A 22,201-nucleotide genomic window follows, 5' to 3' on the forward strand; every position below is an offset into this window, starting at 1 on the left:
CCGCAATGCCTGTGACGTCACGTTCGAAGACATCCTCCTTAAGGAGGAAATTCAAAACCGTTCTCCGGACGTACTTTTTTAGGGAATCTTTGCCCTGATCCGAGCGTTGATTAGGCAAGCGACATGTCTGCACGCGCGGGGCCTTGGGCGAGCGTGCGGGCATGCCATAAGCAGGCGGAGCGAGGTGCCATCGGATGGCAAGGCCGACGGGGAATCGGACGCAGGATCAGCACGTCTCTGATCGAGACCTGCTCGGGACCTACCTGGCTGAGATCGGGCGGGTCCCCCTGCTCACCGCGGAGGAGGAGGTCGAGCTCGCCAAGCGGATCGAGGCGGGCCTCTTCGCGGAGCAGTTGCTGGACGGCGGACTGGCGGAGCCGCGGATCGCGGACGCCGCCGACGAGGAGCTCGAACGACTGGCTGTTTCGGGGCAGCGGGCCAAGGATGAATTCATCCAGGCCAATCTACGTCTTGTGGTGGCGGTCGCGCGCAAATACTCCGGAAGGGGAATGCCGCTGATCGATCTGGTCCAAGAGGGAAACCTGGGCCTGGTGCGGGCGGTCGAGAAATTCGATTACCGGCGCGGCTACAAGTTCTCCACATACGCCACCTGGTGGATCCGCCAGTCGGTGGGCCGCGCGATCCACGAGCAGGCCCGGCCGGTCCGGCTGCCCACCCACGCGGGCGAGCAGATGACCCGGCTGATGCGGGTCCGGCGCGACATGCTGGCCGAGTTCGACCAGGAGCCGACGGACGCCGACCTGGCCGCGGTGCTGGAGCTGCCGATCGAGCGGGTCCGCGAGCTGCGCCGCTGGGCCTCCGACCCCGTCTCCCTCCAGCTCGGCGTCGGCGACGAGGACGAGACGGAGCTCGGTGACATGATCGCCGACGAGACGTGGGCCGACCCCGAGCAGCAGGCGATGGACATCCTGGAGCGTGAGCGCCTGGAGCAGTGGCTGACCGGGCTGGAGGGCCAGACCCGCGAGATGCTCCGCTGGCGCTACGGCCTCATGGACGGCCGCGAGCACACGCTGACCGAGGTCGGTGAGCGCTACGGCATCGGCCGCGACCGGGCCCGCCGCATCGAGCGCGACGCCCTGGCGCGGCTGCGGAAGATGGCCACGGCGGCCTGACCGTCCGCCGGTCCGGTACGGCCGTGCCGTACCGGACCGGTCCTTCCGGGCCCCACCGGCGAGGTGGCCGGCGACCGGTGAGGTGGCCGGACCTCTCCCCGTCCCCGCGGGAGTCAGGGCCGCGTCCCCGGCCGTCCGCGCGGGGCCGGGGACGCGGCCGGGCCCCGGCTTCCGGGGACGTCAGGGCTTGGCGTACTTCTCCAGGTCGTCGAGGATCTTTCCGGCGGCGGTGACGCCGATGCCGAGCATCCAGGTCTCGTCGTCCACGTTGTGCGCCCTGCCGTCCTTGACCGCCGGCAGGTTCTTCCACAGGGGGCCGCCGGTGACCGCGGCCTGGCTCTGCGCCGCCTGGGCGCCGTAGGCGCTGTAGAAGAGCACGTCGCCGTCGGCCTGGGAGAGGTTCTCCTGGCTCAGCTCGCCGAAGCGCCTGTCCTGGGCGTCGGCCAGCCGCTGCGGCCCGGGACGGCCGAAACCGGCGTCGCCGACGACGATGCCGCTGAACGACTCGGGGCCGTACATCCGGATCTGGGCGGGCATGAAGCGCACGATGCTCACCTCGACCGCGTCGGAGCCGCCCAGGGAGCCGGCCCGCGCCTGGTAGTCGGCGAGGAGCTTGTCCGCCTGCGCCTTCTTCCCCAGGGCGTCGGCGTCGAGCAGGAGGTTCTCCTTCCAGGTGATCCCGACCTTCTCGGTGAACACGGTGGGCGCGATCTGGCTGAGCTTGCCGTAGAACTGCTCCTGCCGGAACTTCGTGCCGAGGATCAGGTCCGGCTTGAGCGCGGAGATGGCCTCCAGGTTGGGCGCCTGGAGGGTGCCGACCGGCTTGGTGGCGTCGAGCGCGGATCCCAGGTATTTCGGCCAGGCCTGATTTTCGGACGCCTGTGCCGCACCGACCGGTGTGAGGCCCAGGGAGACCATGGTGTCGAGCTTGTCGGTGTCGAGCACGATGACCCGCTTGGGAGACTCGGGCACCTTCGTCTCGCCCATCGCGTGCTTGATCGTGCGGGTCGGACCCTCGGCGGCCTGGCCACCGCCGGAGGAGCCGCAGGCCGCGAGGGCGAGGGTGGACAGCAGGACGGCGGCCGCGGCCCTGGCCGTGCGGAAGGTCATCGTTTCCCCTTAGAGCTTTAGGTAAGGCATACCTAAGCATAGTTGTGGTCATCTACGGGCCAAGGTTCGCCCTGTCCGAAACACCCCCGAAACACCGTGTGGCCGAGTTTCACAGATGCGAAACACACCTGGTCGGGACCTGAAACGGCGGAAGCGGACGCTGTGGCGCAACGTCAGTGCGCGGCCGGTCGACGGAGCCCAGGAAGCGTCCACTGCGACTGTGAAAACGGCCACACGCCATTTGTAAGGGAGGGTCGCATCGAATGAAGATCGATAGCGGCACCACTGCCTGGATGCTCACGGCCACCGCGCTGGTGTTGCTGATGACTCCTGGGCTCGCGTTCTTCTACGGGGGCATGACCAGGGCCAAGAGCGTCCTGAACATGATGATGATGTCGTTCGTCAGCATCGTCACCGTCACCATCGCCTGGGTTCTGTACGGACACTCGCTGACCTTCACCGACAACGGCAGCGACATCGTCAACAAGTTCGTCGGCGGCTTCGACGCCCTCGGCCTGCAGAGCCTGGTCGACACGGCCACCAAGGACGACGGCACCGGCATGCCGAGCCTCGTCTTCTCGGCCTTCCAGCTCACTTTCGCGATCATCACCGTCGCCCTGATCAGCGGTGCCATCGCCGACCGTGCCAAGTTCGGCGCCTGGGTGTTGTTCACCGTCGTCTGGGCGACCGTCGTCTACTTCCCCGTGGCCCACTGGGTCTGGGGCAACGGCTGGCTGTTCAACCTCGGCATCGAGGACTTCGCCGGCGGCACCGTGGTCCACATCAACGCGGGAGCGGCGGCACTCGCCCTCGCGCTGGTCCTCGGCAAGCGCGCCGGATGGCGCAAGGAGCCGATGCGGCCGCACAACCTGACCCTGGTGCTGCTCGGCGCGGGCCTGCTCTGGTTCGGCTGGTTCGGCTTCAACGCGGGCTCCGAGCTCGCCGTCGACGGCACCGCCGGCCTGGCGTTCATGAACACCCAGATCGCCACCGCGGTCGCCGCCGGCGCCTGGCTCGTCGTTGAGAAGATGCGCGACGGCCACGCCAGCAGCCTCGGCGTCGCCTCGGGCGCCGTCGCCGGCCTGGTCGCGATCACCCCGGCCTGTGGCTTCGTCGACCCCTGGGCCGCCATGCTCATCGGTGCTCTGGCCGGCGCGGTCTGCGCCTACGCCGTGGGCCTGAAGTACAAGCTCGGCTACGACGACTCGCTCGACGTGGTGGGCGTGCACCTGGTCGGCGGTGTGATCGGCGCGGTCTCCCTCGGATTCCTCGCCGCCTACCCGTTCCTGGAGCAGCAGCACAAGGGTCTGTTCTACGGTGGCGGTGTCATCCAGCTGGGTCTGCAGGTCCTGGGCCCGGTGGCGGTCGGCGCCTACTCCTTCGTCGTCACCTGGGTCATCGCCAAGATCATCGACAGGGTGATGGGCTTCCGGGTCGGCGCGGAGGAAGAGGTCACCGGCATCGACATCACCTCCCACGCCGAGACCGGTTACGACCTCGGCACCATCCACTCCTCGGGCGTGGCCTCCGCCAACGGCGCGGTCGCCGCCCCGGCGTCCAAGAAGGTCGACGCATGAGACTCATCACCGCGGTCATCAAGCCCTTCAAGCTCGACGACGTGAAGGCGGCCCTGGAGCAGTTCGGTGTCAAGGGCATGACGGTCAGCGAGGCCAGCGGGTACGGCCGCCAGCGCGGCCACACCGAGGTCTACCGGGGCGCCGAGTACCAGGTGGACCTGGTGCCCAAGGTCCGGCTGGAGGTGCTCGCCGAGGAGGACGACGCCGAGGACGTCATCGACGTCATCGTCAAGGCCGCGCAGACCGGCAAGATCGGTGACGGCAAGGTCTGGTCGGTCCCGGTGGACACGGTCGTCCGGGTCCGCACCGGAGAGCGCGGACCTGAGGCGCTCTAGCCGGTGAGAGGCGACACTCGCTCGTACGCCGCGGCCCGCAAGGAACGGGCCGCGGACATCGACCGCTGGCTGACGGACCTGCTCCGGACCGCCTGCGGCACGCCGTACGGGCGCACGGGGAGGAACGGGGACTCCAGGAACACCGACGAGCGCGGCGCCCTCAACGGTGTCGCGCTCGTCGCGGTGGGCAGCCTGGGCCGCGCGGAGCTCGCTCCGGGCAGCGACCTGGATCTGGTCCTGCTGCACAACGGCCGTGACGACGTGGCGCGCATCGCCGACCGCGTCTGGTACCCGGTCTGGGACTCCGGAGTCGGGCTCGACCACTCGGTGCGGACCGTGGACGAGGCCGCCACGGTCGCCAGAGACGACCTCAAGGCGGTGCTGGGGCTGATCCAGGCCCGGCACGTGGCGGGGGACCCCGAGCTGACGCGCGCGGCCCGCGAGACGGTGCTCTCCGAGTGGCGGGCCGACTCCAGGCGCCGCCTGGGCGAGCTGCGCGAGGCCACCGACAAGCGCGCGGAGTCGAGCGGGGAGCTGGCGTTCCTGCTCGAACCCGATCTCAAGGACTCGCGTGGCGGGATCCGCGACGTGCAGGCGATGCAGGCCGTCGCCGCCGCCTGGGTCGCCTCGGCCCCGGGCCCCCGGGTCCGCGAGGCCTACGAACTCCTGCTCGACGTACGGCACGGCCTGCACCTGGTGACCGCCCGGGGCGCCGACCGGCTGGTCCTCCAGGAGCAGGACGCGGTCGCCGGGGCACTGGGCCTGCTCGACGCCGAGGCGCTGATGCGCAGGCTCGCCGAGGCGGGCCGGACGGTCGCGCACGCCTTCGACGCCACCTGGCGCACCGTCGACCGGCTGGTGTCGGGCCCCGCCCCCCGGGGCCGCCGCCCGCTCGCCGACGGCGTCGTCGAGCACGGCGGCGAGGTCGTGCTCGCCCGCGGGGTCAACCCGCGCAAGGATCCCGTGCTCGTGCTCCGCGCCGCCGCGGCCGCCGCGGAGGCGGGACTGCCCCTCGCGCCCGCCACCGTGAACACGCTGGCGGCCCAGTCCCCGCCGCTCCCGGTCCCGTGGCCGGACGAGGCGCGGGACGCGCTGGTCGCGCTGCTCGGCGCGGGGCGCGCGGCGGTGCCTGTCTGGGAGGAACTGGACCAGGCGGGGGTGCTGGTCCGGCTCCTGCCGGACTGGGAGCGGGTGCGCCACCGCCCGCAGCGCAATCCCGTGCACCGCTACACCGTGGACCGGCACCTGATCGAGGCCGCCGCCGGAGCCGCCTCCTTCACCCGCGAGGTGTCCCGGCCGGACCTGCTGCTCATCTCCGCGCTCCTGCACGACGTCGGCAAGGGCTGGCCCGGCGACCACTCCACCACCGGCGCGGTCGTGGCCCGCGACATCGGCACCCGGATCGGCCTGTCCCCGGCGGACGTCTCCATCCTGGAGACCGTGGTCCGCCACCACCTGCTGCTGCCCGAGACGGCGACCCGCCGCGACCTGGACGACCCGGTGACGATCTCCCGGGTGGCCGAGGCGGTCGGCACGCGTGAGGTCCTCGAACTGCTGGCCGCCCTGGCCGTGGCCGACGGCAACGCGACCGGGCCGGCCGCCTGGAACTCCTGGAAGGCATCCCTGGTCACCGACCTCGTGCGCCGGGTGCGCTCGGTCCTGTCGGGCACCCCGCCGCCGCCCGCGCCGGCGCTGTCGACCGCGCAGGCGTCGCTGGCCCGGCACGGCGGCGGTGCCGTACGGGTCAACGGGGGAGCGGTCACCGTGGTCGCGCCGGACCGGTCGGGACTGCTCTGGCGCGCGGCCGGCGTGCTCGCCGCCCACCGGATGGTGGTCCGCGCCGCCTCGGCCGCCTCGGCGGGGGCGACCGCCGTCATCGAGTTCTCGGTCGTCCCCGAGTACGGCTCGCCGCCCGATCCGGCGACCCTGGAGGCCGACCTGCGCCTGGTGCTGGCCGGCCGGCTCGACATCGAGCAGCGTCTGGCCAGAAGGGCCCGGTCGATGCGCCCGGCCCGGGTGCCGGTGGCCCCGCCGCGGGTCACCCTGGTGGACGACGCCTCCAGCACGGCGACTGTCGTAGAGGTGCGCGCCCACGACCGTCCCGGACTATTGTGGCGAATCGGTAGAGCTTTTGGGGACTGCGGTCTTGACGTACGCGCTGCGCGTGTGGAGACTCTCGGCGCAGAGGCGGTAGACGTCTTCTACGTCGTAGACAGGGCCGGCCGTCCTCTGACCGATGAGGCCCAGCGGGCACAGGTGCGGGACCAGGTGCTTGCCGCCTTGCGGTAACCGTAATCCATCGTTCTCTTGTCACCTTCGTAACGATTAAGTCCGGTTTGTCGGTTTTGCCGATTATGTCCCGTGACCTTGTGGTCTGATGTTGGCCACTTATGTCGTGATGGTGAGGGGTAGCGAGAGCGGTGACGACGGCGACATCCGAGAGCGACGGTGCTCCGGCACACGACCGCGGCAAGCGGCCTGCCGCCCGGTTCGGCCTGCGGAACTGGCGCGTGCGGTCGCGCCTCACGGCCCTGATTCTGGTGCCGACCGCGGTGGGCGTCGCGCTCGCCGGCACCCGCGTGGTCGCCTCCGTCGACAGTGTGGCGGGCTACCAGCGGACCGAGTCGGCGGCCGAATACTCCGGCGACATCCGCGACCTCGCCCAGGCGCTCGGTCTGGAACGTGACCGGGTCGCCTGGGCCTCCTTCCAGCCCTCCAACAAGGGGCTGAAGGACAACGCCGAGGCGCAGCGCAAGACAGTCGACGCGCTGGTCGGGAAAGTGCTCCTCGACCTGCGGGCGATCGACGACTCCTACGGCCTCCGGGTGGCCGAGGCCGCCAAGGACGTGACCTACCAGCTCGCCGGCCTCAAGGAGCTGCGCGGGCTCTCCGGGACGGCCCAGGCGGAGCGCTACGGCCTCATGGTCGCCCCGCTGCTCCAGCTCCACGAGGAGCTCACGCTGGTCAGCGACGACCCGGAGATCGTCGGCAACACCCGCGCGCTCAGCGCGCTGGCCTACGCCAAGGAGGAGGTCTCCAGGCAGCGGGCCCGCCTGCTGGCCGGCTACTACGCGCCCTCGCTGGTCAACGCCCAGGAGATCGAGAAGTTCATCGCCTCCCGGTCGCGTATGGAGGAGTACAAGGCGGACTTCGGCGTCGAGGCGAGCCCGCTCAACGGCCAGCTCCTCGTCAAGGCCATGATCGACGAGAGGGTGCACCGCGCCGAGCTGACCAAGGCCAGGGCGATCGTGCTGGCCAGCGACCCGGCCAACGAGGGCCGCCTGCTGTCCGACTTCAACGAGGTCAAGCAGTGGTTCTCCGACAACGGCGCGACCATCGACAAGATGCAGCAGGTCGAGGAGAAGGTCGCCGGTGACGTGATCACCCGGGCCCGGGACCTGGAGAAGACCGAGCAGCGCAACGCGATCGTCGCCTCCGGCCTCATCCTGCTCCTGCTGCTGCTGGTCCTCGGCCTCACCGTCCTCATCGCCCGCTCGATGGTCCTGCCGCTGCGCCGGCTGCGGGCCGAGGCGCTGGACGTCGCCGGATTCACCCTCCCCGAGGTCGTGCGCAGGCTCCGGGTCTCCGGAGACTCCCGCACCCCCGACATCGACCCCATCTCGGTCGACACCAAGGACGAGATCGGAGAGGTCGCCAAGGCCTTCGACGAGGTCCACCGGCAGGCCGTGCGGCTGGCCGCGGAGGAGTCCGAGCTCCGCTCCAACATCAGCGCGATGTTCGTCAACCTGTCACGCCGCACCCAGACCCTGGTCGAGCGGCAGATCTCGCTGATCGACGGCCTGGAGAAGGGCGAGGAGGACGGCGGCCGCCTGGCGGACCTGTTCAAGCTCGACCACCTGGCCACCCGCATGCGCCGCAACTCCGAGAACCTCCTGGTCCTGGCCGGTCACGAGCCGACCCGCAGGCGCAGCCAGCCGGCCAAGCTCGTCGACGTCGTGCGCGCCTCGCTGTCGGAGGTCGAGGACTACGAGCGGGTCCAGATCAAGGTGCACCGCACGATCTCGGTCGCCGGGAGCGCCGCCAACGACATCGTCCACCTGGTCGCCGAGCTGGTGGAGAACGCCATCCAGTTCTCGCCCCGGGCCAGCCAGGTCGTGGTCTCCAGCAGCATGATCGAGGGCGGTGCCGCGCTGCTCGCGGTCAGCGACGCCGGCATCGGCATGACCACCGAGGAGCTGATCGAGACCAACCGGCGCCTGGCCGACCCGCCCGTCGTCGACGTGTCGGTGTCGCGGCGGATGGGCCTGTTCGTGGTCGGCCGGCTGGCGCTGCGCCACGGCATCCGCGTCCAGCTCCGCCCGCAGGAGATCGGTGGCCTCATCGCCATGGTCCTCTTCCCGCCGGAGCTGATCGTCGAGGCGGCGCAGCCGCCGTCCATCACCCCCTCGTGGGGCGCCGAGCCGCAGGCCCGGCAGCCCGTCCCCGATCAGTCCCCGTTCGGCCAGACCTCGTTCGGGCAGACCTCGATCCCTTCCGCCTCCCCGTTCGGGCAGACCTCGTTCGGGCAGACCTCGACCCCTTCCGCCTCCCCGTTCGGGCAGACCTCGTTCGGGCAGACCTCGACCCCCTCGGCCTCCTCGTTCGGGCAGACCTCGTTCGGGCAGACCCCCGATCCGCAGGCGTCCCCGTTCGGCTCCACGTCGTTCCCCGGCGGCCAACCGGCCCCGGGCCGGCCGCAGCCGCTCCCCGCCGGCCCGACCAACGCCCCGGCGCCCACCGGCGGATCCCCCCTCCCCAAGCGTCCGGTCCCCGGAGCGAACGGCGGCGGGAGCGTTCCAACCCCCGCGGTCCCGTCCTGGGGGCAGCCTTCCCCGGAGGATCCGGCGACCGCGTCGATGCCCGCCGTACGGGTCTCCCCGCTCGAATCCGAGCAGGAGGAGTTCCTGCCGATCTTCGCCTCCATCGAGTCGGCCTGGTTCCGCCGGGCCGACGACACGGGCGAGCAGGCGGCCGTCGCTGAGGAGCCCGCGCCCCGGGAGACCCCCGCCCCGCTGGAGCCGCTCGACCCGCTCGGCTCGCTCGACCCCGCGGTCGAGGCGCCCACGCCCCCGGACGGCATGCCGGCCCGCGAGCCGGTCACGCAGCCGGCGCCGGCCCGGGAGCAGGGCGGCTGGCAGACCGCGGCCGACGCCGGATGGCAGGCGGCCCAGGCGGCCAGCGACCCGGCCCTCGGCGGGATCACCTCGGCCGGCCTGCCCAAGCGGACCCCCAAGGCCAACCTGGTGCCCGGCGCCGCGGCCAGCGCGCCGTCCAGCCCGATGCCGTCCCTCTCGCCCGAACGGGTGCGCAGCCGTTTGTCGAGTTTCCAGCAGGGCGTACGGCGGGGCCGTGCCGAACTGAACGAGGAGACCGCCAGAACCCTGGCAGATAAGGAGGAGGGCTCGTGACGACCCTGAGCCATGAGGCGCGCAGGTTCGACTGGCTGATCACCGAGTTCGTCCGCGGCACCCCCGGTGTCGCGCACGCGGTGTGCGTCTCGGCGGACGGCCTGCGGATCGCCAGCTCGGACGGGTTCCCCGACGACCGGGCCGACCAGCTCGCCGCCGTCGCGGCGGGCCTGCTCAGCCTGACCGTGGGCGCGTCCCGCGTGTTCGACGGCGGGGCGGTCACCCAGACGGTGGTCGAGATGGAGCGCGGGCTCATGCTGGTCATGGCGATCAGCGACGGTTCCGTGCTCGCGGTGCTGGCCTCTCCCGAGTGCGACATGGGTCTGGTGGCCTACCAGATGACGCTGCTCGTCGACCGGGCCGGCCAGGCGCTCACCCCGGCCCTCCGGGCCGAGCTGCAGTCCTCCAGGGGGCGGTAGTGTCCGGGTCCTTCGCGGCAACCGAGTCCTTCACTGGAGAGGGACGTGCTCGGGAGTGACGGAACCGGGGACGAGGAGCCCCTGTTCCGTCCATACGCGGTCACCGGCGGCCGATCCGAGCCCCGGTATCACATGGCGATGGAGACACTGGTCTCCTCCTCGTTCATCATGGACGAGGAGCTGGCCCTGCTCACTCCCGAGCAGGACGCCATCATCAGGATGTGCCGTTCGTTCCGTTCGGTCGCCGAGATCTCGGCGCTGCTGAGGGTCCCCCTCGGGGTGGCCCGCGTGCTGGTGGCGGACATGGCCGATGAGGGCCTCGTCCGTCTCCACCAGCCACGGCTCGAACAGGGACAACCGGATCTCAACATGCTCGAAAGGGTGCTCAGTGGACTTCGCAGGCTCTAACCACGGCGGCCTGACGTCGACGAAGATCGTCGTAGCGGGCGGGTTCGGCGTCGGCAAGACCACGTTCGTGGGCGCGGTTTCGGAGATCCTCCCCCTGACCACGGAGGCGGTGATGACCGACGCCAGCGCCGGCATCGACGACCTCGGTCTCACGCCGAACAAGGCGACGACCACGGTCGCGATGGACTTCGGCCGCCTCTCGCTCGACCGGGACCTGATCCTCTACCTGTTCGGCACGCCGGGCCAGCACCGGTTCTGGTTCATGTGGGACGACCTGGTCCGCGGCGCGCTCGGCGCGGTCGTCCTGATCGACACCCGGCGGCTGGCCGACGGCTTCCCGGCGATCGACTACTTCGAGGAGGCCAAGCTCCCGTTCGTGGTCGGCATCAACGGCTGGGACGGGCGCTTCCAGCACACCGAGGAGGAGGTGCGGGAGGCCCTGGCCCTCGCCCCGCACGTCCCCGTCGTGCGCACCGACGCCCGCTCCCGCGACTCCGTCAAGGGCACGCTCATCACGCTGGTCGAGCACGTCCTGCGGGTCCGCGCCGCCTACGGCATGTCGGTCTAGGCCGGGCGCGGCCCGCCCGGCCTGTGGCCTTCCGGCCCGGGCCGGGCACCTCCCGCGGGTCCGCGCCGCCTACGGCATGCCGGGCCGGGCGCGGCCCGCGGTGGAGGGCGGTGTGTCAGTCGGGCACCCAGTCCTTCCACACGATCCTGTTCGCGTCGACCCACTTCTGGGCCGCCTGGTCGGCGTTCAGGCCGTTGTTGGTCATGTCGTCGGCGACCGCGTTCTGCTGGTCGTTCGTCCAGGTGAAGTTGCGCACCAGCTCGTAGGCCCGGCCGCCGGTGTCGGCGAACCTCCTGCTCACGATCTTGTCGAGCAGGTAGGGCGGGTAGTCGCACGCGACCTTGGCGGCGTCGGCGTCGCAGCCGATCGCGTAGGGCGGCAGGTTGATCTTGGCCAGCTTGATCTGGGTGAACAGCCACTGCGGTTCGTAGAAATACATCAGCAGCGGGGTGCGCCGCCGCGTCGCCGTTCTGGCGGCCCTTATCAGGGCCTTCTCGCTGCCGGCGTAGACGACCTTGTAGTTGAGCTTGAGATTGCGGACCAGGGCCTCGTCATTGGTGACGTATGAGGCGTCCCCGTCGAGGAGCTGACCGAAATTACCTGACTTGTCGGTCTTAAATAGATGGGCGTACTTGTTGAGCTGCCGCCAGTCGGTGATATCCGGGTACCGGTCGGCCATCCACTGCGGGACATACCATCCGATGACCCCTCTGTTCCCGTTTCTTCCGGCGGATACGGCGACCTTCTTCTCCTCGATGTAGGTCTTCTTCTCGGTCTCGCGGCCCCAGTTCTCGACGATGACGTCCACCGTGCCCTTTTCGAGCCCCTCCCAGGACTGGGCCTCGTTGAGCTCCACCCTCCGCACCTCGTAGCCGAGCTCCTGTTCCAGGAGCCGGCCGAGCACCGCGGCGCTGGCCTCGTAGCCCGCCCACCCGTTGATGGCGATCTTCACGGTGCCGCCGGCCGGCGCAGGCCCCGCCTCCTCGCCGCTGCACGCGGTGAGGAGGAGGAACGCCGCGACGGCCCCGGTGAGTTGTCTTCTCACGGAATCGGCCGATCGGTTACTTGGGGATCCAGGAGGCCCAGACGGCCGGGTTGGCCTCGACCCACTTCTTGGCCGCGTCCTCGGGGCTCAGGCCGTTGTTGGTCATGTCGTCGGCCACCGCGTTCTGCGCCTCGTTGGTCCAGGAGAAGTTCTTGACCAGCTCGTAGGCCCGGCCGCCGGTCTCGGCGAACTTCCTGCTCACGATCTTGTCGAGGTCCAGCTCGGCGTAGTCGCAGGCGACCTTCTTGGGGTCGGCGTCGCAGCCGTCGGTGTGGGGCGGCAGGTTGACGCGGACCAGGTCGATCCGGCTGAACAGCCAGTGCGGGTCCCAGAAGTAGAACAGCAGCGGCCTGCGCTGCTTCTGGGCCTGGGTGGCCGACTCGATCAGCGCCGCCTCGCTGCCGCCCACGACCACCTTGTAGTCGAGCCTCAGGTTCTTGATGATCGCTTCTTCGTTGCTGACGTAGGACGGGTCACCGAACAGGAGCTGTCCCTTGCCGCCCGACTCCGAGGTCCTGAACAGGGCGGCGTACTTGTTCAGGTTCTTGTAGTCGGTGATGTCGGGATACTTGTCCGCCATCCACTTGGGGATGTACCAGCCGATGACGCCCTTGTTGCCGGTGGAGCCCGCCTCGGCGGCGACCTTCTTCTCCTCGATGAAGGTCTTCTTCAGGTCGTCGTGACCCCAGTTCTCCACGATGAGGTCGACGTCGCCGCTCTCGAACCCCTCCCAGGAGACCTGCTCGGCGAGCTCCTTCTTCTCGACCTTGTAGCCGAGCTCGTTCTCCAGCAGATATGAGAGCACGGCGGCGCTGGCCTCGTAGCCGGCCCACGGGTTGACGGCGATCCTCACGGTGCCGCCCGTGGCCGGCGCCGACGATCCGGCGGCGCCGGTGGACGGCTGCCCCGGGCCGGCGCCGGTCTCCACCTTGGCGCCACCGCAGCCTGCGGCGGCCAGCCCGAGTGTCAGAACACCGGCGAGCAGGCGGACTCTGCGTCCGATCCTCATGCGATCCTCTTCTTCTTTCGGGGGGAAGGGCGCCTGTCGGCGCCCTGCGTTATCCGGTCGAGCACGATCCCGAGCAGCACGGTGGCCACCCCGGCCGCGAAGCCCATGCCGAAGTCGGTGCGCTGGGAGAATCCCGAGACGACGTCGTAGCCCAGGCCGCCCGCGCCGACCAGCCCGCCGACCACGACCATGGCGAGCGTCATGACGATGCCCTGGTTGGCGGCGAGCAGGATCGCCGGGCGGGCCATCGGCAGCTGCACCTTCCACAGCAGCTGCCGGCCGGTGGAGCCGGACGACCGCGCGGCCTCCACCGCTGCCGGGGAGACGTTCCTGATCCCGTCCTCCACCAGCCGGACGACCGGCGGCACCGCGTAGACCACCGAGGCGAAGATCGCGGTGAACCGGGTCGCGCCGAACAGCGCCAGCGCGGGCAGCAGGTAGACGAAGGCGGGCATGGTCTGCGCGGCGTCGAGCAGCGGCCGCTGCGCGGCGGCGAACCGGGGGGAGCGGGCCGCCGCGACGCCGAGCACGAGCCCGGCGGCCAGGGCGGGCACCACCCCGGCCAGCACGGTGGTGAGCGTCTCCATGGTGTGCTGCCACAGCCCGAGCAGCGCGGTGGCGAGCAGGCACCCCACCGCGGTGACCGCGGGCCGCGCCCCGCCGGTCCGCCAGGCGAGCGCGAGCACGGCCGCCGCGACCAGCCACCAGGGGGCGGTGGTGAGCACCGTCTGCAGGGGGTTGAGGAGCGCCTCGGTGGTGGCGTTCCTGATCGCGTCGGTGACGCCGTACCAGGAGAACTTGGCCCAGTTCACGGCCTCGTTCACCGGCCCGGCCAGGCGGAGCACCCACTCCTGGGGGAACTCGGCGGGCAGGGACCGGGCCGCGAGCCCGGTGGCGAGGAGGAGGAGCGCCGCGACGGCGAGCCGGGACCGGGAGGAGAGGGCGCCGGACGGCACGGGCCCGCGCGCCGCGGCGGCCATGGTGATCCGGTCCAGCACGACGGCCATGACCACGATGGCGATGCCCGCCGGGAGCATGAGGCCCACGTTGGCCCGGGAGAGCCCACGGACGATGTCCGAGCCCAGCCCCGGGGCCGCGATCAGTGCCGCGATCACCACCATGGACAGCGCCATCATGACGGTCTGGTTGATCGCCAGCGCGATCGTGGCGCGCGCCATCGGGATGTGGACCTTGCACAGCGTCTGCCGGCGGGTGGCGCCGAGCGCCGTGGAGGCCTCCACGGCCGTCGGGGAGACCTGCTCGATGGCCAGCGCGGTGATCCTGATCGCGGGCGGGATCGAGTAGATCATCGTTGCGACGGTGGCTGACGCGGGTCCGATCTGGAAGAACAGCACCATCGGCGCCAGGTAGGCGAACGTCGGCATGATCTGCATGACGTCGAGGACCGGGGTGAGCAGGCGGCGCAGCCGTACCGAACGGCCCGCCCACACGCCCAGCGGCAGGCCGACGAGCAGCGAGAGCAGGACCGCCGTGAGCACGAGCGCGAGGGTGTCGGCGCCGGCCTCCCACAGCCCCAGCACCGCGAACGAGCCGGTCCCCAGTGCGGCGAGCAGCGCGGTCCGCAGGCCGCCGGCCAGCCAGCCCAGCGTCCCCGCGGCCCCGATCAGCCCCACCCAGCCGGCGCCGTGCAGCGCGAGCCGGAGGACGTCGTGGAGGGCGCCGACGGACAGCCGCACGTAGTTCACGAAGAACAGGAAGAGCGGGCTCTCGTTGCGGTTGGCGTCCACCCAGTCCCGCGCGTCGTTGACGGCTGCGAACTGCGCGGCGTCGTCGTCGTGGGGGAGGAGCGCGGTGCCCCGGAAGAGCAGGTAGGCGACCACCGCCACGGCCGCGCCGCCGAGCGGTGCCAGCCAGGACGGCAGCGGCGTCCTGGCGCGGGGGGTGGGCGGGGCCGCCTGCGCCGGGGAGAGCGCCGCCGGCGGGGAGGTCATGCCCCGCCCCCGGTGGCCGGCCGGGGCCGCTCCGGGCGGGCCCCGGAGCCCGGGGGGCCCTGCGGGCGGCGGGCGTCCGATCGGGTGGGGTCCGGCGGGCGGCCGACTCCCGATCGTGTGGGGTCCGGCGGGCGGCGGGCGTCCGGTACGGCCACGCCCGGGCCGCCGGCCATCGCCGCCAGGATGTCGAGACGGTCGACCACGCCGATCAGCTCCCCGTCCCGGATGACGCGGATCGGCCGGGCCGACGCCATGGCGGCCGGTACCGCGTCGCGGATGACGGTGGCCGCCGGGAGCGCGGGACCGTCGAGGTGCTCCTCCTCCAGCGGGGGGCGGCAGATCCAGCGCAGCGAGAGCACCTCGCTCCTGGGCACGTCCCGGACGAAGTCGGCCACGTAGTCGTCGGCGGGTGCGCCGACCAGCTCCTCGGCGGTGCCGAGCTGGACGATCGCGCCCGCCCTCATGATCGCGATGCGCTCGCCGAGCTTGAGCGCCTCCGACAGGTCGTGGGTGATGAACACCATGGTCTTGCCGACCTCGCGGTGCAGGCGGATGACCTCCGCCTGCATGTCCCGGCGGATCAGCGGGTCCAGCGCGCTGAACGGCTCGTCGAACAGCAGCACCTCGGGGTCCACGGCCAGCGCCCGGGCCAGGCCGACCCGCTGCTGCATGCCGCCGGAGAGCTGATCGGGGCGGGCGTCGGCGGAGCCGTCCAGGCCGACCAGGGAGAGGATCTCCCAGGCCCGCCGGTGCCGTCTCGCCCGGGGGACGCCCTGGACCTCCAGCCCGTAGGCGACGTTGTCGAGGACCCTGCGGTGGGGCAGGAGGCCGAAGTGCTGGAAGACCATGCTGACCCGGTGCCTGCGCAGGTCCCTGAGCTGGGCGGGGGAGGCGGCGCGCACGTCCTGGCCGGCGATCGAGATCTCCCCGGCGGTCGGCTCGATCAGCCGGGTCAGGCAGCGGACCAGGGTGGACTTGCCGCTCCCGGACAGGCCCATCACGACGAACACCTCGCCGGGCCGCACCGCGAAGCCGACGTCCCGGACGGCGGCGACGCAGCCGGTCTTCTCCCGGAGCGCGGCCGGGTCGAGCCGCGCGTCGGGGCTGTCGAGAACGCGCTCGGCCCGGGGGCCGAAGATCTTCCACAGCCCGCGGACCTCGATCGCGGCACCGTCGGATGGGGCCACTGTCTCCTCCAAAGCTCGGCGCCCGGATCCGGCGAGCCTCCGGATGTAAGGAGTCAACATATGGGGGAAATATCGTGAATCACAATCGGGTGATCTTTTGGAGGTCGCCGCGCTTATACCCGTTCTCCTTTCTGGAACGGTGCAAACGGCCATACGGGCACGAGAAATACTTAATAAGGTTATATGGATGTCCGTAATAAGGGTTCCAGCCTTAACTGGAGCTCCAGATCTTATCCCTGCTGCCTCATAAGTAATCATTTGTGGAGCTGTGTTCGATTGGCCCCACCGGTAGAGATGTGCTCGAATTACCGGGAACCAAGGGAAATTCGGCCAGCGGGTTCGTCCACCGAGAGGCAGCGTCGGTGAGTACACACAACATCCAGGGTGCGGGGAGCGGGCTCCGCCTGCGGAACTGGAGGGTGCGCTCCAGGCTGGTCGCGCTCATCCTGGTCCCCACCGCGGCGGCGGTGCTGCTCGGCGGGGTCCAGGTCTTCGCCTCCATGCGGGCCGCCGCCGACTACCAGCAGGTCAACGATCTGGCCAGGCTCTCCGACCACATCGGCGCCCTCACCCACGAGCTGGCCGAGGAGCGCGACCGCACGGCCTGGTTCATCGCCCTGGGCCGCCCCGAGCGCGAGGTGGAGGGCGTGGGCAGGCAGATGGAGGCGGTGGACGCCGCCGTGATGCACGTCCGCGACAGCGGCACCCTGCTCAGGAAGGCGGTGAGCGGCCGGACGAGGGACGAGGTCGAGACCGTGATCACCCGGCTGGACGACCTCGGGCCGCTGCGGGAGCAGGCCCTGAAGTCGACGCTGCTGCCCGACGCCGCCATCGACGCCTACTCCCTGGTGATCGCCGACCTGCTCTCCCTCCACGACGAGCTCGGCAAGGGGAGCGCCGACGACGTGCTGTACGGCCAGGCGCTGACCCTGGACGCGCTCGCCCGCGCCAAGGAGGCCGCCTCGCTCCAGCGGGGGCTGCTGGCGGTGGTGCTGGTCGCCGGCCGGTTCGAGCAGGAGCAGATGGAGAAGTTCCTCGGCGCGCTCTCCTCCGAGCGCAACGAGCGCAAGACCTTCGCCGCCGAGGCCGGCAGCGGGCAGCGCCGGCTCTTCGACGAGACCGTCAACGGCCGGACCGCCGACCAGGCGGAGTTCCTGCGGGAGCTGGTCCTGCTCCGCGCGGCCTCCGGGGCCTCGCTGAAGGGGCTGGACCTGGCCGAGCGCGACGACGCCAGGCAGTGGTACGACGCGGCGACGGTCACGATCGACCGGATGCGGCAGGTCGAGCAGCGGCACGCCCAGGACATCGTCACCCGCAGCCAGGAGCTCGGCGACGCCGAGCAGAGCCGTGCCCTGCTGGTCGCCGGATCGGTCGCCGGACTCCTGCTGGTCGTGCTGCTGATCACCACGGGGGTGGCGCGCTCGCTGGTCAGGCCGTTGCGGCGGCTGCGCCGGGAGGCGCTGGAGGTGGCCGGGGAACGCCTGCCCGCCTACGTCCAGCGGGTCCGTGAGGTGGGCGACGACGGGACCGCCGCCGAGGTGCCGCCGATCGGGGTCATCTCCCGCGACGAGATCGGCGAGGTCGCCCGGGCGTTCGACGAGGTCCACCGGGAGGCCGTACGGCTGGCCGGTGACGAGGCCAAGCTGCGCAACACGGTCAACGCGATGTTCGTCAACCTCTCCCGCCGGAGCCAGACGCTCGTGGAACGCCAGCTCACCCTGGTCGAGCGGCTGGAGCGCGGCGAACGCGACGACCAGCGCCTGGCCGACCTGTTCAAACTCGACCACCTCGCCACCCGCATGCGCCGCAACAGCGAGAACCTGCTCGTCCTCGCCGGGCAGGAGGTGGCGCGGCGCTGGCGGCAGCCGGTCGAGCTGATGGACGTCGTGCGCGCCTCGCTGTCGGAGGTGGAGAACTACGACCGGGTGGTGACCCGGGTCCAGTCCGAGGTCGCCATAACGGGTCCCGCGGTGAGCGACGTGGTGCACCTGCTCGCCGAGCTGGTGGAGAACGCGGTCTCGTTCTCGCCGAAGGTGAGCAAGGTCGTGGTCTCCAGCAGCCGGATCGACGGGGGCGGTGTGATGCTCTCGGTGACCGACCAGGGCATCGGCATGACGCACGAGGAGCTCTCCCAGGCGAACTGGCGTCTGGCCAACCCCCAGACGGCCGACGCCTCCGTGGCCCGCCGCATGGGTCTGTTCGTGGTCGGCCGCCTCGCGCTCAAACACGGCATCCGGGTCCAGCTCCGCCCCCAGGACGCCGGCATGACCGCCATGGTCCTCCTCCCCGAGACGCTCTTCGCCTCCCTGCCCGGCCTGTCCCAGCCCGCCGGGCCGCCCCGGCCTCCCGGGGCGCTCCACCCGGCCGCGCCACCGGACTCCCCGTTCCCCGCGAGGCCCGACACTCCTTTTCCCGCGGTGCCTGATTTCCCCGCGGTGCCCGAGACCGCGGCGGGCCCGACGTTCCCGCCCGTCCCGGATGCCGTGCCCGCCCAGACGGGGGCCTCGCCCGCCGCCGTGCCCCTTCTGGCGGCGCCCGTCCCGCAGGAGAAGGCCGTGCCGCCGCAGACCAGGTCCCGGTGGGCGACCGGGCCGAACGTGTGGAGCCCTCCGGCGGAGCGGCCGCGCCCTCCGGCGGAGGAGGGACGGTTCCCGCCGCCGCCCGGCCTGCCCGAACACCGTCCGGGCCCGGCGGAGGCGGACGCCACCGGGCCGCTGCCCAAGGTGGAGATCTCGGCTCTGGACTCCGACGAGGACTTCCTGCCGATCTTCGCCTCGGTGGAGTCGGGCTGGTTCCGCGTCGGCGCCCCCGCCCCCGCCCCCGCCCCCGCCGGCGGGGCCGGGCCGCCGGACGAGCCCGGTGAGCCCGGTGAGTCCGGTGAGTCCGGTGAGTCCGGTCCGGCCGAGCCCGCCGCCTGGTCGTCCCCCGCCGACACCGGCTGGCAGGCCGCCCAGGCCGCGAGCGCTCCCGCGCTCGGCGGGATGACCACCTCGGGCCTGCCCAAACGGACCCCCAAGGCGAACCTGGTGCCGGGCTCGGTGAATCCGCCCCCTGACCCGGTCCAGCCGCCCCCGGCCGCCCCCGTCTCGGCGGAGCGGGTCCGCAGCCGGATGTCGAGTTTCCAGGAGGGCGTGCGCAAGGCCCGCAACGAGCTCCCGGACCGGGAGGGCTGAGCCATGTGGGGCGGATACCAGGAGAGCGGACAGGGAGCGGGACCGGGACCGGGAGACGGCTACGGCCCGGCGCCGGGCGGATCCCCCGGCTACGGCCCGCCGCGCGGGGAACCACCTCGGTACGGCGGGCAGCCGCCCGGCTACGGGGGGCAGCCGCAGGAGGAGCCCCCTCGATACGGCGGGCAGCCCGGGTACGGTCCCCCGCCGGGTGAGCCCCCTCGGTACGGCGGGCCGCCCGGCCATGGGGCGCCGGGCGAGGAGCCGCCCGGGTACGGCCCGCCGTACGGGGAGCCGCCCGGTTACGGGTCGTCGCCGTACGGCGAGCCGCCCGAGGAGGAGAGCTCGCTGGTCCGGCTGTACGCCGTCACCGGCGGCCGGACCGCCCCGCGGACCCAGCTCGCCATGGAGGCCCTGGTCTCCTCCGCCACCTCCGCCCAGCTCGGCCTGTCCTACATCCGCGAATACCGCGACATCAGCGAGCTCTGCCGGCAGATCCGCTCCGTCGCCGAGATCTCCGCCCTCCTGGGCATCCCCCTCGGCGTGGCCCGCGTCCTGGTCGCGGACATGGAGGCCGAGGGCCTGGTCAGGATCCACCATCCCCGGATCGACAAGGACGGTCCCGGCCTCCAACTGCTGGAACGCGTCCTCAGCGGTCTGCACCGCCTGTGAGCGCGCTCAGTGCTGGGCCAGCCACCAGTGGGCGGCGACGAGCTCGGCCACCAGGGTCTCGGTGAGCAGGGCGACGTCGGGGTCGTCGTCGTGGAGGTAGCGGACGGCGGCCCTGGCGTCGGGGTGCTCGCCGCCGACGGTGAGCACGGTGGAGCCGCGCTGGCGGATCCAGTCCATGGCCTGGTCGTCGTAGCGGGACCCGGGGAACAGGATGGCGCGGTAGTCGAGGGTCTTGGTCAGGTAGACGTCCACGTGGGACCAGTCGCCGGTCTCGCAGGCGTCGGCGGCGCGGCGGGGGCCCTCACGGAACATCAGGGCGGACTGCTCGGCCGAGGACAGGCGCTCGGCGGGGGCGATCGTGTAGACCCCGGCCGGGCCGTCGAGCAGGGTCATCGCCGGATCCAGCCACCTGCCCCGGCGCTCCAGCAGGTCGGCGGTGGCCTCGGCCGAGCGGCGGAGCAGGCCGGGCACGTCCAGGGCGGTGCCGGAGCCGGTGGAGGTGGCGCGGCCCGGGGCGGTGAGGCGGTTCTGCAGGGCCAGGAGCAGGCCGAGGGTGTGCTGGAAGGTCCGGCAGGACACGCCGCCGCGCTCCTCGCCCGCCGCCATCGGCACCACCAGGTCGGCGCCCTCGGTGATCGCCGAGCCGGACCGGTTGGTCAGCGCCAGCACGTAGGACCGGCCGCGGTGGCGGGCGACCGCGTCGAGGGTCTCCCGGCTGCCGCCGGTGGCGGAGACGGCGACGGCCAGGGTGTCCGGACCCGGCGGGTAGGAGACGGAGGCCGAGGCGTACTCGGCCACCGCGTCGACGCCCGCCGCCCGCAGGCGCAGCGCGGCGACCCCGGCGGCGTATCGGGAGCTGCCCATGCCGAGGAAGACCACCCGCCGGATCCCGGCCGGGATCCCGTCGAACGGGTCGCCGGCCTCCAGGGCGCTCGCCAGGCCGGCCAGCGCGGCGGGCTTGGCCTCCAGATCGGCGAGGTACAGCTCGGGGTTCACATTCTCTCCTTGGGTTCAGTCGGCGGCACGGGGATCGGCCGCCGGGTCCGGCTCCGGCGCGGCTCCGGTCCGGGGCGGTACCGGAGCCGGCCCCGGCGGGCCGGCGCGGTCACGGCCGCCGCGGGACGGGGCCGGTCACGGGTGGTGCCGGGCGGTCACGGATACCAGGACCGCAGGACGCCCATGGGGGCGTAGCGCCAGCGGGGCAGGTGGCGGGCGGCGTAGATGAGCTCCCTGCACTCCTGCTCGATCTCGAACGGGCGCAGCAGGGAACGGTCCAGCAGGGTGGCGTGGCCGCGCCCGGCGAGGCGGGCGAGGTAGGCGGACTCCAAGGCGGCGCGGGCGGCGGTGGCCCACGCGGAGATCACCAGGGGGTGGGCGTCGCGGCGCCTGACGGCGACCTGCCCGACGTGTTCGAGGCTGGTGATCAGCTGGGCGAGGTCGCGGGCGGCGGGCTGGTAGGGGTCGGCGCCGGTGACCGTCGGGTTGCCGTCGAAGTCGATCACCGCGTAGCCGTCCCGCCAGCGGAGCATCTGCCCCACGTGCAGGTCGCCGTGGATGCGGATCAGCGGGGTGGCGTCCGCCCAGGCCAGGGGGGCGAGCTCGGCGCGGAGGGCGTCAGCGTGGGCCGCGAGCCACTCGCCGTCCTCGCCGTCGGTCAGCGCGAGCGCCTCCTCCAGGGCCTGCCCGGCACGGGCCGACCAGGCGCCCGTCCCCTCCTGCGTGGCGGCGGGCGCGTGCCGTACGGGGTCGGGGAAGGTCGTCGACGGGGTGGCCATCGCGGTGTGCAGGTCGGCGGCCAGCACGCCCAGGCCGGCGGCGAAGTCCGTGCCGCCGGCGACGGCCTCGTCCACGCACCACTCCCAGCCGTCCCGGGCGTCGGGCAGGTAGGCGGTGACCAGGGCGAGCAGCAGCTCACCGCCGTCGTCGCCGCGGCGGGACACGGCGGCGTACGGCGTGGCGGTGGCGGTGAAGCCGACCGAGGTCAGGTGGGCGAACATGTCCGGGGTCGGCTGGGGGAGCGGAGCCGGCGGGGTGAGCCACTTGACGACCACGCTCTCGCCGACGACCACCGAGTGGTTGGTCTGGTCCACGTCGAAGCCCCGTTCGGGGGTCCCAGACGGGCCGTTGACCGGTAACAGTTGAACATCGGTTGAAAAACCGGGCGTCGATGGGCCGGGTAGCGGGTGGAATCGGCGGACGGTGAACGGT

Annotated in this window: 17 protein-coding genes; 10 read left to right on the forward strand and 7 right to left on the reverse strand. The window is 71.9% G+C overall.

The window, feature by feature from the left end; translation table 11 throughout:
• Window positions 1–194: 194 nt before the first annotated feature.
• Window positions 195–1,133 (forward strand): sigma-70 family RNA polymerase sigma factor, encoded by a 939-nt coding sequence (locus tag ACZ6R6_RS19125; protein WP_012888517.1) that lies wholly within the window; start codon window positions 195–197, stop codon window positions 1,131–1,133.
• A gap of 180 nt (window positions 1,134–1,313) precedes the next feature.
• Here ACZ6R6_RS19125 and ACZ6R6_RS19130 read toward each other — a convergent pair whose 3' ends face one another.
• The gene (locus ACZ6R6_RS19130) at window positions 1,314–2,243 is read right to left on the reverse strand and encodes an ABC transporter substrate-binding protein (protein WP_470095013.1); all 930 of its coding nucleotides are present in this window, start codon (window positions 2,241–2,243) and stop codon (window positions 1,314–1,316) included.
• Window positions 2,244–2,506: 263 nt separating this feature from the next.
• On the opposite strand from ACZ6R6_RS19130, the gene ACZ6R6_RS19135 reads away from it, so the two are divergent.
• The 7 genes from ACZ6R6_RS19135 to ACZ6R6_RS19165 all read left to right on the forward strand — a co-directional run bounded on the left by ACZ6R6_RS19135 (window position 2,507) and on the right by ACZ6R6_RS19165 (window position 10,958).
• Window positions 2,507–3,820, forward strand: coding sequence for an ammonium transporter (locus tag ACZ6R6_RS19135; RefSeq protein ID WP_470095015.1), 1,314 nt, complete (start codon window positions 2,507–2,509; stop codon window positions 3,818–3,820).
• Window positions 3,817–4,155 (forward strand): P-II family nitrogen regulator, encoded by a 339-nt coding sequence (locus tag ACZ6R6_RS19140; RefSeq protein ID WP_012888521.1) that lies wholly within the window; start codon window positions 3,817–3,819, stop codon window positions 4,153–4,155. The genes ACZ6R6_RS19135 and ACZ6R6_RS19140 overlap by 4 nt, the downstream gene beginning before the upstream one ends.
• A 3-nt stretch (window positions 4,156–4,158) precedes the next feature.
• Window positions 4,159–6,444, forward strand: coding sequence for a [protein-PII] uridylyltransferase (locus ACZ6R6_RS19145; protein WP_470095017.1), 2,286 nt, complete (start codon window positions 4,159–4,161; stop codon window positions 6,442–6,444).
• A 221-nt stretch (window positions 6,445–6,665) separates the two neighbouring features.
• A complete protein-coding gene (locus tag ACZ6R6_RS19150; RefSeq protein ID WP_470095019.1) occupies window positions 6,666–9,563 on the forward strand; it encodes a nitrate- and nitrite sensing domain-containing protein in 2,898 nt (965 codons plus the stop codon).
• Entirely contained in the window at window positions 9,560–9,982 is a 423-nt protein-coding gene (locus ACZ6R6_RS19155; RefSeq protein WP_370879580.1) for a roadblock/LC7 domain-containing protein, read from the forward strand. The genes ACZ6R6_RS19150 and ACZ6R6_RS19155 overlap by 4 nt, the downstream gene beginning before the upstream one ends.
• Window positions 9,983–10,114: 132 nt before the next feature.
• The gene (locus tag ACZ6R6_RS19160; protein WP_470095229.1) at window positions 10,115–10,390 is read left to right on the forward strand and encodes a DUF742 domain-containing protein; all 276 of its coding nucleotides are present in this window, start codon (window positions 10,115–10,117) and stop codon (window positions 10,388–10,390) included.
• Window positions 10,371–10,958, forward strand: coding sequence for a GTP-binding protein (locus tag ACZ6R6_RS19165; protein WP_470095021.1), 588 nt, complete (start codon window positions 10,371–10,373; stop codon window positions 10,956–10,958). Before ACZ6R6_RS19160 ends, ACZ6R6_RS19165 begins: the two co-directional genes overlap by 20 nt.
• Before the next feature lie 115 nt (window positions 10,959–11,073).
• Here the strand turns inward: ACZ6R6_RS19165 and ACZ6R6_RS19170 are convergent, their stop codons facing one another.
• Genes ACZ6R6_RS19170 through ACZ6R6_RS19185 form a run of 4 tightly spaced genes read right to left on the reverse strand, consistent with a single transcriptional unit; the run spans window position 11,074 to window position 16,211 of the window.
• Entirely contained in the window at window positions 11,074–12,003 is a 930-nt protein-coding gene (locus ACZ6R6_RS19170; RefSeq protein WP_470095023.1) for an ABC transporter substrate-binding protein, read from the reverse strand.
• A 16-nt stretch (window positions 12,004–12,019) separates the two neighbouring features.
• Window positions 12,020–13,012, reverse strand: a complete 993-nt coding sequence (locus tag ACZ6R6_RS19175; RefSeq protein WP_470095025.1) for an ABC transporter substrate-binding protein — start codon at window positions 13,010–13,012, stop codon at window positions 12,020–12,022.
• A complete protein-coding gene (locus ACZ6R6_RS19180; protein ID WP_470095027.1) occupies window positions 13,009–14,964 on the reverse strand; it encodes an ABC transporter permease in 1,956 nt (651 codons plus the stop codon). Before ACZ6R6_RS19180 ends, ACZ6R6_RS19175 begins: the two co-directional genes overlap by 4 nt.
• Window positions 14,961–16,211: a quaternary amine ABC transporter ATP-binding protein gene (locus tag ACZ6R6_RS19185; RefSeq protein WP_470095029.1), complete on the reverse strand. Its 1,251-nt coding sequence runs from the start codon at window positions 16,209–16,211 to the stop codon at window positions 14,961–14,963. The genes ACZ6R6_RS19180 and ACZ6R6_RS19185 overlap by 4 nt, the downstream gene beginning before the upstream one ends.
• A 302-nt stretch (window positions 16,212–16,513) precedes the next feature.
• On the opposite strand from ACZ6R6_RS19185, the gene ACZ6R6_RS19190 reads away from it, so the two are divergent.
• Both ACZ6R6_RS19190 and ACZ6R6_RS19195 read left to right on the forward strand, forming a co-directional pair.
• Entirely contained in the window at window positions 16,514–19,324 is a 2,811-nt protein-coding gene (locus tag ACZ6R6_RS19190) for a sensor histidine kinase (RefSeq protein WP_470095031.1), read from the forward strand.
• Between the two features lie 3 nt (window positions 19,325–19,327).
• Window positions 19,328–19,993, forward strand: a complete 666-nt coding sequence (locus tag ACZ6R6_RS19195) for a DUF742 domain-containing protein (RefSeq protein WP_470095033.1) — start codon at window positions 19,328–19,330, stop codon at window positions 19,991–19,993.
• Window positions 19,994–19,999: 6 nt separating this feature from the next.
• On the opposite strand, the gene ACZ6R6_RS19200 is transcribed toward ACZ6R6_RS19195, so the two are convergent.
• Together ACZ6R6_RS19200 and ACZ6R6_RS19205 are read right to left on the reverse strand one after the other, a co-directional pair.
• On the reverse strand, window positions 20,000–20,989 hold the full coding sequence (locus ACZ6R6_RS19200; RefSeq protein ID WP_470095035.1) for an SIS domain-containing protein: 990 nt from the start codon (window positions 20,987–20,989) through the stop codon (window positions 20,000–20,002).
• A 155-nt stretch (window positions 20,990–21,144) separates the two neighbouring features.
• Entirely contained in the window at window positions 21,145–22,083 is a 939-nt protein-coding gene (locus tag ACZ6R6_RS19205; RefSeq protein WP_470095036.1) for a hypothetical protein, read from the reverse strand.
• Window positions 22,084–22,201: the final 118 nt, after the last annotated feature.

This window comes from Streptosporangium sp. NPDC048886, assembly GCF_055586905.1.

Coding starts and splice junctions, on each gene's coding strand:
- ACZ6R6_RS19135 (WP_470095015.1), top strand. CDS start 2,507: ATGAAGATCGATAGCGGCACCACTGCCTGGATGCTCACGGCCACCGCG.
- ACZ6R6_RS19185 (WP_470095029.1), bottom strand. CDS start 16,211: ATGTTGACTCCTTACATCCGGAGGCTCGCCGGATCCGGGCGCCGAGCT.
- ACZ6R6_RS19130 (WP_470095013.1), bottom strand. CDS start 2,243: ATGACCTTCCGCACGGCCAGGGCCGCGGCCGCCGTCCTGCTGTCCACC.
- ACZ6R6_RS19125 (WP_012888517.1), top strand. CDS start 195: ATGGCAAGGCCGACGGGGAATCGGACGCAGGATCAGCACGTCTCTGAT.
- ACZ6R6_RS19180 (WP_470095027.1), bottom strand. CDS start 14,964: ATGACCTCCCCGCCGGCGGCGCTCTCCCCGGCGCAGGCGGCCCCGCCC.
- ACZ6R6_RS19175 (WP_470095025.1), bottom strand. CDS start 13,012: ATGAGGATCGGACGCAGAGTCCGCCTGCTCGCCGGTGTTCTGACACTC.
- ACZ6R6_RS19195 (WP_470095033.1), top strand. CDS start 19,328: ATGTGGGGCGGATACCAGGAGAGCGGACAGGGAGCGGGACCGGGACCG.
- ACZ6R6_RS19160 (WP_470095229.1), top strand. CDS start 10,115: ATGGCGATGGAGACACTGGTCTCCTCCTCGTTCATCATGGACGAGGAG.
- ACZ6R6_RS19140 (WP_012888521.1), top strand. CDS start 3,817: ATGAGACTCATCACCGCGGTCATCAAGCCCTTCAAGCTCGACGACGTG.